The organism is Streptococcus marimammalium DSM 18627, assembly GCF_000380045.1.
GTDB classification, from domain to species: domain Bacteria; phylum Bacillota; class Bacilli; order Lactobacillales; family Streptococcaceae; genus Streptococcus; species Streptococcus marimammalium.
The window spans coordinates 65,469-81,096 of sequence record NZ_KB904339.1 but is presented as its reverse complement, the minus strand read 5'-3'; the positions used below and the strand labels follow the sequence as shown (position 1 = coordinate 81,096).

Annotated in this window: 16 protein-coding genes; 2 read left to right on the top strand and 14 right to left on the bottom strand. The window is 33.5% G+C overall.

The genetic code is table 11. The annotated features are described in order from the left end of the window. Positions 1 to 279 precede the first annotated feature (279 nt). Together nagA and A3I1_RS0100420 are read right to left on the bottom strand one after the other, a co-directional pair. Positions 280 to 1,428, bottom strand: coding sequence for an N-acetylglucosamine-6-phosphate deacetylase (gene nagA, locus A3I1_RS0100425; RefSeq protein WP_018369342.1), 1,149 nt, complete (start codon positions 1,426 to 1,428; stop codon positions 280 to 282). A gap of 119 nt (positions 1,429 to 1,547) precedes the next feature. Next, positions 1,548 to 3,179, bottom strand: a complete 1,632-nt coding sequence (locus A3I1_RS0100420; protein ID WP_018369341.1) for a Na/Pi cotransporter family protein — start codon at positions 3,177 to 3,179, stop codon at positions 1,548 to 1,550. A 183-nt stretch (positions 3,180 to 3,362) separates the two neighbouring features. Between A3I1_RS0100420 and A3I1_RS07640 the strand changes: the two genes are divergently transcribed. Beyond that, on the top strand, positions 3,363 to 3,896 hold the full coding sequence (locus tag A3I1_RS07640; RefSeq protein ID WP_018369340.1) for a hypothetical protein: 534 nt from the start codon (positions 3,363 to 3,365) through the stop codon (positions 3,894 to 3,896). Between the two features lie 41 nt (positions 3,897 to 3,937). Here A3I1_RS07640 and A3I1_RS0100410 read toward each other — a convergent pair whose 3' ends face one another. Further along, complete coding sequence (locus A3I1_RS0100410) at positions 3,938 to 4,783, bottom strand: DegV family protein (protein WP_018369339.1); 846 nt, start codon at positions 4,781 to 4,783, stop codon at positions 3,938 to 3,940. 129 nt (positions 4,784 to 4,912) lie between these two features. Between A3I1_RS0100410 and A3I1_RS0100405 the strand changes: the two genes are divergently transcribed. Continuing rightward, positions 4,913 to 5,470, top strand: coding sequence for a TetR/AcrR family transcriptional regulator (locus tag A3I1_RS0100405; RefSeq protein ID WP_018369338.1), 558 nt, complete (start codon positions 4,913 to 4,915; stop codon positions 5,468 to 5,470). 75 nt (positions 5,471 to 5,545) lie between these two features. Here A3I1_RS0100405 and A3I1_RS0100400 read toward each other — a convergent pair whose 3' ends face one another. From A3I1_RS0100400 to rimP, 11 genes are all read right to left on the bottom strand, one after another. Continuing rightward, positions 5,546 to 6,361, bottom strand: coding sequence for a Cof-type HAD-IIB family hydrolase (locus A3I1_RS0100400; protein ID WP_018369337.1), 816 nt, complete (start codon positions 6,359 to 6,361; stop codon positions 5,546 to 5,548). Then, complete coding sequence (locus tag A3I1_RS0100395; RefSeq protein ID WP_018369336.1) at positions 6,358 to 6,987, bottom strand: trimeric intracellular cation channel family protein; 630 nt, start codon at positions 6,985 to 6,987, stop codon at positions 6,358 to 6,360. Before A3I1_RS0100395 ends, A3I1_RS0100400 begins: the two co-directional genes overlap by 4 nt. An 81-nt stretch (positions 6,988 to 7,068) precedes the next feature. After that, on the bottom strand, positions 7,069 to 7,284 hold the full coding sequence (locus A3I1_RS0100390; RefSeq protein ID WP_018369335.1) for a heavy-metal-associated domain-containing protein: 216 nt from the start codon (positions 7,282 to 7,284) through the stop codon (positions 7,069 to 7,071). Between the two features lie 26 nt (positions 7,285 to 7,310). Next, a complete protein-coding gene (locus A3I1_RS0100385; protein WP_018369334.1) occupies positions 7,311 to 9,536 on the bottom strand; it encodes a heavy metal translocating P-type ATPase in 2,226 nt (741 codons plus the stop codon). After that, the gene (locus A3I1_RS0100380) at positions 9,536 to 9,973 is read right to left on the bottom strand and encodes a CopY/TcrY family copper transport repressor (protein ID WP_018369333.1); all 438 of its coding nucleotides are present in this window, start codon (positions 9,971 to 9,973) and stop codon (positions 9,536 to 9,538) included. The genes A3I1_RS0100385 and A3I1_RS0100380 overlap by 1 nt, the downstream gene beginning before the upstream one ends. Positions 9,974 to 10,062: 89 nt before the next feature. Beyond that, positions 10,063 to 10,416 carry a 30S ribosome-binding factor RbfA gene (gene rbfA, locus A3I1_RS0100375; protein WP_018369332.1) on the bottom strand — a complete coding sequence of 118 codons (354 nt, stop codon included), beginning with the start codon at positions 10,414 to 10,416 and terminating at the stop codon, positions 10,063 to 10,065. 17 nt (positions 10,417 to 10,433) lie between these two features. Next, a complete protein-coding gene (infB, locus tag A3I1_RS0100370) occupies positions 10,434 to 13,214 on the bottom strand; it encodes a translation initiation factor IF-2 (RefSeq protein ID WP_018369331.1) in 2,781 nt (926 codons plus the stop codon). Between the two features lie 18 nt (positions 13,215 to 13,232). Continuing rightward, a complete protein-coding gene (locus A3I1_RS0100365; protein ID WP_018369330.1) occupies positions 13,233 to 13,535 on the bottom strand; it encodes a YlxQ-related RNA-binding protein in 303 nt (100 codons plus the stop codon). Continuing rightward, on the bottom strand, positions 13,528 to 13,824 hold the full coding sequence (gene rnpM, locus A3I1_RS0100360; protein ID WP_018369329.1) for an RNase P modulator RnpM: 297 nt from the start codon (positions 13,822 to 13,824) through the stop codon (positions 13,528 to 13,530). The genes A3I1_RS0100365 and rnpM overlap by 8 nt, the downstream gene beginning before the upstream one ends. Positions 13,825 to 13,840: 16 nt before the next feature. Further along, the gene (nusA, locus tag A3I1_RS0100355) at positions 13,841 to 14,989 is read right to left on the bottom strand and encodes a transcription termination factor NusA (RefSeq protein WP_026216707.1); all 1,149 of its coding nucleotides are present in this window, start codon (positions 14,987 to 14,989) and stop codon (positions 13,841 to 13,843) included. Positions 14,990 to 15,027: 38 nt separating this feature from the next. After that, positions 15,028 to 15,519: a ribosome maturation factor RimP gene (rimP, locus tag A3I1_RS0100350; protein ID WP_051069662.1), complete on the bottom strand. Its 492-nt coding sequence runs from the start codon at positions 15,517 to 15,519 to the stop codon at positions 15,028 to 15,030. Positions 15,520 to 15,628 lie beyond the last annotated feature (109 nt).

Here is a 15,628-nt window from a genome sequence, read left to right as displayed (position 1 = left end):
CTCCTTTACACTATAAAAATAGAGTGAAACCACATTTCTTCTCCTTTACAATAACGTAAAGGGGCGTTAGAAACGCGGTTCCACCCTATTTTTTGACTTCATTAATATGTTTTATTATGTTAAACAAGAAAGTGCCTCAATCATTACTTTTGTCTGGCTTACACCCTCCCAGACTCGCTTAGAAAAGAACCTGATATTTGCTTTCTACAATACTAATTCTAACACATTTTTTTGGACTTGTCTATTGATTATTAGACATAAACTATCAGTTAAATGATTTCAGTTTTCAAACACTTTTTTACCATCAAGGAAGGTTGCTTTTAAGGACATGTCTTGATTTAAAACAATAAAGTCTGCATCATGACCTTTTTTAATTTGACCACATTTGTCTTCTAAATGACATGAAACAGCAGGGATATATGTTGCCATACGAATAGCTTCCAATCGATTAGCTAGACCCCAATCAACAACATTTTTAACACCATCATCGAGTTTCAAAATTGACCCTGCTAGACTTCCACCTTCTTTTAAGCGAGCTGTTCCATTTTCTACAATTACTGGGAACTCGCCTAAAACATAGTCTCCATCAGGCATTCCGCCAGCACGCATACAATCTGTAATAAGCGCTACGTGATTAGGTCCTTTTTGATCTAATAAAATGCGACAAGCTTCTGGTGATACATGGTGACCATCACAGATTAACTCAGCATAGGTATTTGGAATACCATAAACAGCACCAACCATACCTGGTTCACGATGATTAAGAGCTCTCATGCCATTGTAAGCATGAACCCAAACACTAGCTCCAGCTTGAACAGCATGTAACGCATCTTCATATGTTGCATCAGAATGTCCTAATGCCACAACACCTCCTTTTGAGGTCACATGTGAAACAAACTCTTCTACTCCATCTCTTTCTGGTGCAATCGCAATTTTATGTAAAAGTCCTTCTGAACTTTCATACCATTGGTCGAATTCTTCAATTTTAGGATCTCTCATATAAGTGGGGTTTTGAGCTCCTTTAAATTTTTCAGTAAAGAATGGACCTTCAAAATAGATACCTCTAATTTTACTACCTGACACCTTGTTTTTAACTGAAGCGATTGTCTTACACACATCATCTAATTCTTCAAAAGAAGCTGTTAATGTTGTTGGTAAAAAGCTTGTCACACCGGTCGATAGCAATCCTTTACTGATAGTCTCAAGGCTTTCAGGTGTGTTATCCATTACATCTGAACCATGATAGCCATGAACATGAGAATCAAAAAGACCAGGAGCAATGACATATCCTGAATAGTCAACAATTTCTGCATCAGTAGGAACTTCGGCTACCCAATCGCCAAATTTACCATCAACAATAGTTAAATAGCCTCCTTTTTTTTCCTCGTAAGGGTAAAAGAAACTATCTGCCTTAAAATATTTAATCATTTTAAATCACCTTTCCTTCTTTGCTAATATTATACTCCTTATAAGTATTTTTGTAAACGGTATATACCAAAAAGATATTTTATGCCAACTAAAAAGAAGATTGAATCTTCTTTTAATTATTATAATTGATTTTCTAAAACCTTATCAGAAAGATTTAAAGCATGATCAGTAATTCTTGTACATGGCGTAATTAAATCGATAAAGTTAATACCTGCTAATGGCGTACATATCCCCATATTCATTCGTTTAATATGAGTTTTTCTAATTTTCCGTTCAAAACGTTGAACTTCCTTATGCCGTTCTTGAAGTTCTTTTGCTAATTCAACATCATGATCGGCTATAACACGAGAAGCATCTAGAATCATTCCATGTGTCATTTTATAAAGATCTTCTAATTCTTGAATGGCATCTGGTGAAAAGGTAATATTTTTTGAAAAATTATAACTTGAAAGATTGGTTAAGTTAACTGCATGATCACCAATCCTTTCTAAATCTCTAGAAGAATCAAGGATACTTGCCAAAATTTCATTTTCATTTTCACTCAATGTTTCATTAGACAATTGAATTAAGTAATGAGTCAATTCCTCATCAATTGAATTAACAACAGTTTCATACTTAGTTACTTTTTCAACAAATTTCTCATCTGCTGTCATGATATACCTAAAAGCAGCTTCAAAGGACTGAATAGCGTAGGCACTCAAATGAACCAATTCTTTCTTAGCATTCCCAAGAGCAATTGATGGCGATTGAGTAATAAGAAGTTTATCAAGATAGATAGCTTCGTATTTAATTGTCTCATTTTCACCAGGAATAAGCTTAGTAACAATATAAGCTAGTAACCCAATAAAAGGAAACTGTACAATAGTATTAGTAATGTTAAAGGTTCCGTGAGCAAAAGCAATAGTCATTTCAGGAGTTAAGTTTAAACTCGTTTGAAACCATTCAACCAAAGACATAAATGGCACTAGTAACATCACACAAATTAGGGTTCCCATAACATTAAACATCACATGAGCCCCAGCAACCCGCTTAGCAGAGATATTGCCACTAAGAGCAGCTAAAACAGCTGTAATAGTTGTCCCAATGTTATCTCCAAAAAGAATAGGAAGTGCTCCACTTAGATCTAATAAGCCTCCAGCATAAAGACTTTGTAGGATACCAATAGTTGCTGATGAGGATTGGATTAAAACTGTTAGTCCTGTTCCTAAAAGAACACCCTGTACAGGATTATCACCTAGCGTTACCATATAATCCCTAAAGGCTTGAATTTCTCTTAAAGGAGTCATCGCATCCCCCATTAAATGAAGTGCAAAAAATAATCCTCCTAGTCCAAAAAAGATTTTTCCAAGATTGTTAATTTTTCGATTTTTAATGAATAAGAATAAAACAGCACCTACAAATAGAATAGGGAGCCCGTAATCCCCTAATTTAAATCCAATTAAAAAAGATGTTACTGTTGTTCCAATATTGGCCCCCATAACAATACCAATGGCTTGTCTGAGCGTTAAAAGACCTGCAGAAACTAATCCTACTGTAATAGCAGTAACACCTGAGCTCGACTGTATTAGACCAGTAAATACAATACCAATCAAGACACCTAGAAATGGATTACTAGTATACTTATCAATATAATCACGAAGTTTATCTCCGGCTGCTTGTTGCAAGCCATCTCCCATATATTTAATACTAAATAAAAAGAGCCCTAAACCTCCAAAAAAATCAAATGCAATCGTTTGCCAATTTACTGACACATTTTTCTCCTCATTAACTATAAATTATCGAATACTCGATACTTCCATTTTAAAACAATGTTGGTCAACAAACAAGTCTTTTTTATTTTTTTTTACTTTCAATGAAATATATTGAAAAGACTTGGTTTTTTGAAGAAATTGGACTATAATAGAATAGATATATTAATTTTAGAAGGATAAATTATGAAAACATCAAAAAATGAATTGGTCTACTTAATACTTAGTATCATTGTCATTGCCTTTGCTAGTTTTATTTATATTGTCTTTGGTAAAACCAATCAAATGACCAAAATTGATGATACTCAAATAACTCGAGTTGAAACTAGTAATGAAACAACAACTGAAAATAATAAAGACAATGAACTTATCAATTTAGCAAATGAAAAATTAACAAATTATCGTCTGACACCAAATGATGAAACAAAAATAAGTGCCCAATCAGCTATTGAAGGGATAAATGATGTTGCTAAAAAACAAGAATTACAAGATATACTTGATTCTCTTTCTACTGAATTTACCAATCAAGCTAATGCCGAGACTGCTGTTTCAAATGCAGAAGGCTACCAAGTTCAATCTAACGTTGATTTAGCTCAAAATGCTATCAATAGTTTAACTGATCAAACTAAAAAATCTGAACTGCAAGCAAGACTAGATATCGTGATTGCAAATATCAATGCTTACAATCAATCTTTAAACACACCAATTACTGAACAATAAAAACTACTCCCTCTCTTTATAATAAAGAGAGGGAGTAGTTTTTATTCTATTTCATAACCTAGAAGAATACCTCCGTCTTCTGCATAAAAGCTACATAAACCAGATGTTGGTATGGCATTAACTTCTGCTTGAGGGAATCTATTTTTAATCTTTTCTTCCAGTTGTTGACAAATTTTTAAATTATTAGCATGAGCAATCATTACACGTCCACCATTATAGCCTGAATTAATCATTTCTTCAAAAGCAGCAACAACTGCCTTCTTTTGCCCTCTTGGTTTATGAAGTAATTCAAGCTTACCTTCTTCACTAGCTCTTCCAACCATTCGGATATTCAATAAACCTACAACAGTGCCAATTAATTTACTGAGTCGACCATTTTTTACTAAATTATCAACTTTAGATAAAATGAAAAGTAGACGCGTTTTGGATAAATAGTTCTCTAATCTAGTAATAACATCTTCAAATTCTAGTCCCTCTTTGATTAACCTATTAGCTCCAAGCAAGAATAAATCCATTTCACCACCAGCTGATAAAGAATCAAATACATGAATCTTAGCGCTTGGGTTTTCTTCTAATAACATTTTTTTTGCCACTTGGGCACTGTTATTACTACCTGATAACGTACCGGTTAGTGTGATAACAATGATGTTATCAGCCCCTTTATAAGAATTTTTAAAAGCTTCTGGACTAGGACAAGCAGAAAGAGCCACTGTATTTTGGGAGTACATGGTAGTCATCATTTCTTCTATATCAAGATCTTTAGAATCTACAAAAACACGATCACCTATCGTTAGACTTAAAGGAACTAATTCAAACAAAGTATTTGAAGCCAAATCAGGTAACGTCCTGAAATCACTTCCTGAATCTGTTACAATTTTCCAAGTCATAATAATTCTCCATTCATTGTTTTACTTTTGTTAGTTGACAAAATATCTATCTTCAAATAGAATTATAACATGAAAGCAACAATAATTGGACTGCTTTTCATCAGATGTCACAATTTAAAAGGAGTTGTTATGACAAAAAAAGATATTTCTCCCATATCCATTAAAAATTTGGAAAAAGCCAATCAAGAATCCAAAAAAATTACCAAAGAATCTCTTGAAATAGCTCTATTATATCTTCTTGAAAATAAAACTATCAAACAAATTACAATTTCTGAATTAGTGGCAAAAGCAGGAGTATCAAGAAATGCTTTTTATCGACATTATCACTCAAAAGAAGATATTCTAAAAAATTTAGTTATACGAACTGTTAGAAAAATTTTTCGTGGGATAAAACCTTTTAATCTAAAAACACAAACTTATCAAGCTTGGCTTTACTTATTTACTGAAACCAAAAAAGAAGCCTATATTATAAAGATAGCTTTAAAACATCAATTACATCATTTTTTAACCGATTTAGTTGCTAGACGTTTTAAAGCTTATCAAAAATACCGTAATAGAAAAATCTCAAATTATTCTACTAATTTTTTTAGTACTGCAATTATTTCTGTCTTAGCCAACTGGATTAATGATGGTATGACTACACCTGCAGAGGAAATGGCAGCTATAGGCTTACCATTAATGCCTTAGCCTTCAAAAAAAATCAACCTTTTTGACCAAATTAGTCAAAAAGGTTTTTCAATTAAAAAATAAACAAAGATATACTTACTTCAAAACATGTCTTTCAATAGCCTTTGAAAGACCATTATTATTATTGGTATCAGTTTGATATTTTGCAACTTTTTTAACAGTTTCTTGAGCATTCCCCATAGCGACACTGATACCAGCCATCTCAAGCATTTCAATATCATTATTACCATCACCAATTGCCATAACTTCTTCTTTAGAAATATTTAATACTTTAATTAATTTCGTTAATGCAGAAGCTTTTGTTGCTCCTTGAGGTAGGGTTTCAAAGATATAGCTTTGGCTTCTAACTGTGCTAAAACGTGATGATAAAATTGCTTGATGTTCTTTTTGAAAATCATCTAAAATAGTTGGTTCTGCTAGATACATGCCTTGAAAATTAATTTTTTGACGGTTTAATAATTGCTCTAAAGTAATTGATGTAGGCTTAACAAACACAATATTTGCATCAAACATTACAACCGGTAAGGCTTTTTCAGCCAAAACAAAATAATGAGCATCCTCATCAAAAACAGTTAACTGAATATCTTTTTCGTTTTCAACCAAATGATAAAGAAACCTAATTTCTTCATCTGATAGATTGAAATAATCAATCAAGTCCCACTGACTTGTCTCATAGGTAGAAGAACCGTTATTGATGATAACAAATTCTTTTTCACTTAATCCTAATTGTTCAAAAATTGGTTTTACTCCTGATAAAGGTCTTCCCGTTGAAATAACTATTTTAATCCCTCTTTGAACAGCATTTTGAATAGCTTCAATATTTTCTTTTGGTATCTTATGGTCATCTGTTAATAAAGTACCATCTAAATCGATAGCAATTAATTTAATCATTCTTTATACTCCTTAGTATTATTCCAACTTACCTTGGGCAAATGCCAGTTTTGTTTGTAGCCAACCATTCTTAGTACTGTGATGAGTAAAACTAATACGTAGTAGCCAGAATCATCGTTAACAATTTTAAAATGAATCATAGTAGCTGCTAAAATGGACCAACCTGCATATATTTCGCTTCTTAAAACCCCTGGTTTTCTACCAGCAAGGACATCACGAACAACGCCACCACCTGCACCTGTTAATACAGCTGCTACTATGACAGCACTAAGTGGTTGATCTAAGTTCTTAGCAAATAAAGCACCTTGAATACTAAAGGCTGCTAAACCAACAGCATCTGTAAAAACACCAGCTCTTTTCCAATGCATTGAAATAAGATTTGGAAAAAAAAGAATGAGAATAATAGCACCTAGAGCATAATGGAAAGCTGTTCCTTGGCTCCAAAGGGCACTCATCGGCAGACCAATCATTAAGTTTCTAATGGTTCCTCCACCAAAAGCCGTTAAAAATCCAAGAATAAAAATCCCTAAAACATCAAAATCCTCTTCCATAGCAACAATGGCACCTGAAAATGCAAATGCCACCGTCCCGATAATATTTAAAATTTCCCAAATTGTATTTTCCATACCCTCACCTAACTCATTTGTCCTTATTAGTTTACCATGAATTAAGGAAAACAGGTATCTTTTTCATATATTTTAATCTCATTAATCATTATTTTTTATTTCCTGACCAATTTCAAACTTTGTACCTTTTAGAGCACGTTGTAAAGACCATTTTAATGGTCTTCCTGTAATAGTCACTTTCTTAGCATCCAAATTGACAAAAACATTTTCTACACTTTTTAAGGTAGATAATTTTTCTGTGACTGTATCAACACATCCTTGACATTTTAATCCAGTGATTTCATACGTTTTTTCCATAATTCTAATCTCCATTTTGATGTTATTTATAATTTTCTGCTTTTTAATCTTAAAGCATTTAGAACAACTGATACAGAACTAAAACTCATCGCCAGTCCTGCTAACATGGGGTCTAATAATAGACCACTAATGCCATAAAAAATTCCCATAGCAATTGGAATCATGAGAACATTATAGATAAATGCCCAAAAAAGATTTTCTTTAATGGTTTTAATCGTTAAACGACTAATATCTAATAAAGTGATTAAGTCAAGCATATTAGGACGTACAAGAATAATATCGGCCGATTCAATCGCAATATCTGTTCCTGAACCAAGGGCAATACCAATATCTGCCGTAACAAGAGCTGGAGCATCATTAATACCATCACCAACCATTGCTATTTTTTTTCCTTTTTCTTTTAAAGCCATCACAATGTCTTGTTTTTCATTTGGTAAAACTTGACTAAAGATTGTTTTTATATTCAATTCTTTAGCAATAGCTTGTGCTGTTTGATGATGATCACCAGTAAGCATCACAATATCTTTTCCCATTTTTTGAAGACGTCTAATAGTTTCTTTGCTATCTTTTTTAATCTTATCAGCCACACCAACTAATCCAATGAGTTGTCTATCTTTACTGATAAAAATAGGTGTCTGACCAGATGAGGTAATAGTTTCAAATTCTAATTGAGCTTTCTCTATAAAAATACCTTCCCTTAGCATTAAGGTATCATTTCCTATTAAAAATTCTGAAGAGTCAACCCTACCCCTAATACCAAATCCGGTTAGAGATTCAAAATGATCAACTTCTAACAAGGTTAATTGTTCTTTTTCAGCTTCTTTTACAACTGCTTGAGCTAAAGGATGTTCAGACATGGCTTCAAAAGAGGCTAAATAGCGCAGTACCTCTTTTTTTTCTAGTGCATAAGTAAAAAGAGAGGTTACTTCTGGTTTTCCTTGGGTAATCGTTCCTGTCTTATCAAAAACAACCGTATCGACTTGATGAGCTAACTCTAAAGCATCTCCTCTTTTGAATAAAATACCTTTTTCAGCTGCCATTCCTGTGCCAACCATAATAGCTGTAGGTGTTGCAAGACCAAGAGCACAAGGACAGGCAATCACCAAAACACTAATGGCAACTGTCATTGAAAATTGAAAACTTTCTCTGAAAACAAAGAACCAAAAAAACCCACTGATAAAAGAAAGAGCAATTACCACTGGAACAAAAACTCCCGATACTTGATCAGCAATTTTTGCAATGGGAGCTTTGGTTTGTTGTGCATCTTCAACTAGTTTAATAATTTGAGAGAGAAAACTATCCTTTGATACTTTTTCAACTTGATAAATAAGCCTACCTTTACCATTCATCGTACCAGCATAAATTTTATGGCCCTGTGCTTTTTCAATTGGTAAACTCTCACCAGTTAACATAGATTCATCAACAGTTGAGTGACCTTTAAGAATAATTCCATCAAGTGGAATGCTCTCACCTGGTTTAACAATAACTTGTTGGCCAACAAAGACATTATCAACTGCCACTTTCATTTCTTTTCCATCTTCAAAGACGGTTGCTTCTTTAGCAGATAAGGCAAGAAGTTTTTTAATAGCTTGAGAAGTTTTGCCCCGCGAGAGTAATTCAAGATATTTTCCCAAAGTAACCAGTGTTAAAATCACTGCAACAGATTCATAATAAAAATGACTATGGATATAACCTTGATAAATAGTAACAGTGCTATAAAGACTATATAAAAATGCAGCAGTAGTGGCTAAGGCAACTAAAGAATCCATGTTAGCTCTTAAAGTAATGAGAGCCCTGAAACCATTAGTATAAAAATGATGATTTAAAAAAACAACTGGAATAGTTAATAGTAACAAAACTAATGAAAAAAAGACTATATTTTTTTCAGGAGATAAAAATAATGGAATTGGCATACTTAACATACTTCCCATGGAAAGATAAAACAAAGGAATAGTAAAGATGATAGAGCCAACAAGTCTTTTTTTTAAAGCTTGTATTTTTCTTTTTTCTCGATGTTCTAAGGAATCACTCTTATCATCACAAAACAGTTTGGCATCATAACCGGCTCTTTGCACTGCACTAATAATTTCATTCTTAGATAGAACTGTTTCATCATAATTAACTATCATTTTTTCAGTGGTTAAATTGACAACAACGTTATCTACAGATTCCATTTTTTTAATACTATTTTCAACATTTACAACACACGATGCACAAGTCATACCACTAATTAAAAAAATATCTTTTGTCATTAGATTTCCTTTCTATGAGGCATACATAAACATTGACCAGCTACACAATTGCAATATATTTTACTAAGAGTATGTTTGTTTTTTTCGACTAATTTGTCACAAAATAATTGAACATCTGCTTGAGTCATTAAGGTTTCATCCAATAGTTTTAACAATAAACTAGGTTGTTTTTTTTGACAAATACGGGAAAATACTTTTTTTAACGCAAGAAATTGTGCTTCATCTTCATAAATAAGAGCAAAATAAACATAACGTTTCCCTTGGCTGTAGCTTGAAATAAGTTTTTTTTCTACCAATCTAGCAAGAAGTGTTTTAACTGTTGATGTTGACCATCCTTTTTTGGGACCTAAGACATTGATAATTTCTTTACTAGTTGTTTCACGGTAAGTCCAAATGACACGCATCACTTCCCATTCAGCATCTGAGATAGATTTCATAAACTCCTCCTTTCAACGTCTACATATGTAGATATTATATGCAATTTGCTTATCATTGTCAATAAAAAAGAACTGTTTAACAGTTCTCTTTAATTCTTTTTATCAAGTTCTCTAAGCATCCGATCAATTTTATTACCATATTCAATTGACTCATCTTTGATAAATACCAAGTCTGGAATTTTATACATAGTTAGATTATGCCCTAATTCTCGTTTGATAGTGCCTTTAGCTCTTGTCAACCCTTCCTGAACTTTTTGGTTTTCTGAAGCTAAACCAGATAAAATAGTATAGTAAACTTTGGCAACCGATAAATCTCCAAGCATTTGAACATCAGTAATGGTTACACCATTAACCCGTGGATCGCGAACCTTCTTTTGAAGAATTTCATTAATCTCACGTTTAACTTCCATACCTACTCGATCAATACGAAATGATTTTCCCATTTATGACCTCGTTTCTATTAACGTTTAATTTCTTCCATCACATAAGCTTCAATTAAATCGTCTACTTGTAAGTCGTTATATTTCTCAATCATGAGACCACCTTCGCGACCATTTGTCACTTCTTTGACATCATCTTTGAAATGTTTTAAACTAGCTAGTTTACCATCAAAAACAACAACACTATCACGAATAACACGAACACTAGAATCTCTAGTAATCTTACCACTAGTTACCATGAACCCACCAATTGTTCCAACCTTAGAGACAGCAAAGGTTTCACGGATAATAGCTTCACCAAGAATTTTTTCTTTGTATTCTGGATCAAGCATTCCTTTCATTGCATCTTCAACTTCTTCAATCACTTTATAGATAATACTATGAAGACGAATATCTACTTCATCAGTTTCAGCTTGTTGGCGCGCTTGTGGTGTAGGTCGAACATTGAATCCAATAATTAAAGCATTACTTGCTGCGGCAAGAGTAATATCTGATTCATTGATAGCACCAACGGCAGCATGTACCACAGTTACTTTAACACCTTCCACATCAATTTTGACAAGTGATGCAGCAAGAGCCTCAACCGAACCTTGAACATCTGCTTTAATGATGACATTTACTGATTTAACTTGTCCTTCTTTAAGTGTATCAAAAAGATTTTCAAGACTAACACGATGATTATTTTGACGTTGTTTAATCAGTGCACGCTTAGCGCGCTCCTCTCCAGCTGAACGAGCTGCTTTTTCATCTTCGTAAACGGCAAAATGATCTCCTGCCATTGGTGTCTCATTTAGACCCGTGATTGAAACTGGAGTAGAAGGTGGTGCAGTTTTTACGCGACGACCTAAATCATTTGTCATAGCACGTACACGTCCAAATGTGTTACCAACAACAATTGGGTCTTGAACATTAAGTGTCCCTTGTTGAACAAGTAATGTTGCGATTGCTCCTTTTCCTTTATCAAGACGAGCTTCAATTACCGTACCTATTGCACGAACAGTAGGGTCTGCTTTTAATTCTTGTATTTCAGCAACAAGTAGAATTGTTTCTAGTAGTTCATCAAGGTTTTTACCAAATTTTGCCGAAATTTCAACAAACTCAGAATCACCACCCCAAGTAGTTGACATAACACCATGCTCAGCTAATTCACCAATAACTCTTTCTGGATTAGCTTCTGGTTTATCAATTTTATTAATGGCAACAATAATAGGTACACCAGCAGCCTTTGAATGATTAATAGCCTCGATTGTTTGAGGCATCACACCATCATCGGCGGCAACAATTAAAATAGTGATATCAGTAACAGAAGCACCACGAGCACGCATACTTGTAAACGCAGCATGCCCAGGGGTATCAAGGAAAGTAATTTTTTTACCATTTTCTTCAATCTGGTAAGCACCAATATGTTGTGTAATCCCTCCTGCTTCACCTGTTGCTACTCTAGAATTGCGAAGGGTATCTAATAGAGTTGTTTTACCATGGTCAACGTGCCCCATAATTGTAACAACCGGTGCCCTTTCAATCATCTTCCCAGGATTAAGATAGCCATCTTCTGTAAAGAAACGTTCAATATCTGCATTATCCACTTCAATTTTTTGATGTGCTTCAATACCGTAATCAACCATTAAAAGTTCAATAGTATCAGCATCAAGAGATTGATTTTGTGTTGCCATAACACCCATCATAAAGAGTTTTTTAACAATTTCAGCTGGTTCACGCTTAATTCTTTTAGCAATATCAACAACAGTCATTCCTGCTGTATATTCAAATTCTTTTGGTAATTCATGAAATTTACGTTCTGTTACTGGTTTTGGAGCAACATCTTTGTTATTTCTACCTTTTTTAGATTTCTTTTTAGTATTCCAGTTACTATTTCTTTGATTTCTCACTTGATTATGATTATTCCAATTTTTCTTATTTTTACCTTGTTTTGGTCCATCTTCAAGGTTAGCAGCTTCATGACGAAGTTTTTCTTGACGAGCTTGTTTTTTACGTCTCGTATCAACATTTTGTTTTGGAGGTGCAACAACAACTCCTACACTAGTTTTAGGCTCTAAAACTGGTTTAACTTCTTGAACCTTAATAGTTTCAGTTTTTACTTCATTTGATCGTTTTTCTATTTCTTCTTTTTCACGTTTTGCCTTCTGAATTTTTGCCAATTGTTCTTGTCTAAAGCGACTTTCACTTTGACGAGAATACTCAGCATTTTGTTCAGCTTTTAAAGCTGCAGCACGTGCTTTAAAATCTACCTTAGGAGTCGTTGGTTTTTCAATCTTCACTTCTTCGTTTCGTCCAGATTTTTGATTATCAAAACGTTTATTATTAAACTTAACTTTGTTTTGATTTCTATTTTTTGGTCGATTAGAAGAATTTGACATATCTCTTTGATGCGTATTTTCTTTAGCTTTTTTACGACGTTCTGCTTCTGCTTTTGCTTTTGCTTCACGTTCAGCCTTAAAATTTCTACTCTTGGGTTTTAGTTGATTTGTCGCTTGTTGAACAACTTCTTTTTTGTCAACCTCTTTAACCTGTTGGTTAGATTTTTGGTCACCAGATTCCTTTGTTTTCACTAATTTGTTTTTACTTGTACTTTGTTCTTTTACAGAAGCATTTGTTTCTTTTTTCTCTAACGGTTTATTAAATGGTTTAGAAAAGCTTGAAACCAATGTTTTAACGTCTGCTTCATCTAGGGTACTTGAGTGTGTTTTAACAGAAAATCCAAGTGATTTTGCTTGTTCAACAACTTCTTTACTCGTTTTCCCTATTTCTTTTGCAATTTCATGTAATCTTTTCTTAGACAAATCTTGTCCTCCTATCCTTTATCTCATAAGAGTCCTCATTTTCTTTGAAAATCCAGCGTCACAGACAGCTATAACCTTTCTAGGTTTGCCGATAGCAGCGCTTAATTCCAGTGTAGAAAACACTGTGGAGACTTCTACGTTATAATAATGACTTTTATCATTTATTTTCTTTACCAAATTGAGACCAGCATCATTTGCAAGAAAAATAAGTATTGCTTTTTGGGATTGAATCGCATTAACGACTAATTCTTCTCCTGAAATAAGCTTTCCTGCTCTTTGTGCTAAACCTAACAAATTGGATAATTGTTTACTATTATTCAAGACCTAACTCTCTTCTTTTGACTTTATGATCAACATAACTAATAAGCTCATCATAAAAGCTCTCTGGAACATCCACTGAGAAACTATGATTAAAAATCCTTTTTTTCTTAGCAATCAATGCTTCTTGGTTATCTAATTTGATATATGCACCTCTACCATTTCTTTTACCAGTTGGATCAATTGCTATTTCACCATCTTTAGTTTTAACAATTCTAAGTAAGTTTCTTTTATCAATAATATCACCTGAAACAACTGATTTTCTTAAAGGCACTTTCTTATTTTTTGGCATGAGCACCTCGTTTCTTTTACTCAGTATCTTCAAGAGAAGCTTCTGCTAAATCCAACTCCTCATTGATGGTTAGTTCTTCTTCTAATGCTTCAAATTCACTAGCAGATTTAATATCAATACGATAGCCTGTCAAATGTGCTGCTAAACGCACGTTTTGACCACGACGTCCAATAGCAAGTGATAATTTATCATCAGGGACAACAACTAAAGCACGTCTTGGATCAATATCATCAAAGATAACTTGATCAACCTCAGCAGGAGCAATAGCATTATAGATAAATTCAGCTGGATCATCAACCCATTGAATAACATCTATATTTTCTTCTACTGGTACAGTAGTCCCCGTTTTTGAATCAAAGCGTTTAGGATGGAATTTACTGATGACTTTTTGAATGTTAGCACCTTTTCTACCAACAATAGTTCCAATAGCATCAACGTTTGGATTGTGGCTTCTAACAGCAACTTTTGTTCTGTCCCCAGCTTCACGTGCCACACTCATAATTTCTACAGTCCCATCAAAAACTTCCGGAATCTCTTGCTCCATAATACGTTTGATGAATTCTGGATGACTTCTACTTACAAAAACATTGACACCTTTAGGATTATTTTCAACTTTATAAACAAAAACTTCAATACGGTCATGTGATTTAAAAATTTCACCAGGAATTTGATCTTGTTTTGATAATTGTGCTTCAATGCTACCTAAATTAACATAGATGAAACGATCATCAAATCTTTCAACCGTTCCAGTCATAATTTCATTTTCATGTTGTTTAAATTCGTTAAATGTTACTTCTCTATACTGATAACGCATTTTTTCCATAATCGTTTGTTTAGCATTCTGTGCAGCCACTCTTCCAAACTCTTTTGGTGATTCTTCAAATCGAATCTTATCACCTAATTCATAGGCTGAATTAATAGCTAAAGCATCTTTTAAACTAATTTCTAAACGACTATCAAAAACTTCTTCAACAACCTCACGAACTGTAAAGACATTAAAATCTCCAGTTTTTTCATTAAATTCAATGACAGCACTTTCTGATTGTCCATAACGACGACGGTAAGCTGCTTTTAAAGATTCTTTAACAGCGTCAATGATATCTTCCTTATTAATATGTTTTTCTTCTTCCAAAATTCGGAAAGCTTCTAGCATTTCTTTGCTCATATCTATTTTTTCTTTGCTAGGCAAAGAGAGTTCCTTTCTTAAAGTTTCACGGCAAGGCGTGCTTTTGCAACAACCTTGTAAGGGATAGTTATTGTTTTTTTACGTGTCTTATCTATGTAATTTAATGTTAGTGTTTCACCATCGAAATCTGTTAAAACACCCTCAATGACCTTCATTTTATCAATAGCTTGGTATAAACTAACATTAATGTACTGGTTAATTGCTTTTAAAAGACTTTCTTTGGTCTTTAAGGGCCGTTCCAAACCAGGACTTGAAACCTCCAGTATATATTGCTCAGGAAAGGGGTCGGGCTTAATATTATCAAGCAGCGGACTAATAGTTTCTGATAGCAGTGATGTATCTTCAACCGTAATTCCTCCTGGTTTATCAATTAAAACACGAAGAACATAGTCTGTTCTCATCTTTTCATACTCAATATCAATTAATTCAAAAGGATCCTTAATAGCGGGTACGATAGCATTTGTTACTAATTCAATAATAGATGTGATGGTAGTTACCTCCTTACACAGATAAGAGGCGAAGTTCTTCTTCGCCCCTCTTTGTATTATTTAATTCATTATAACACCTATCCTTAGAAATTGCAAGGATTAAAGCTTGTTAAGCAAACTATTTATCAAT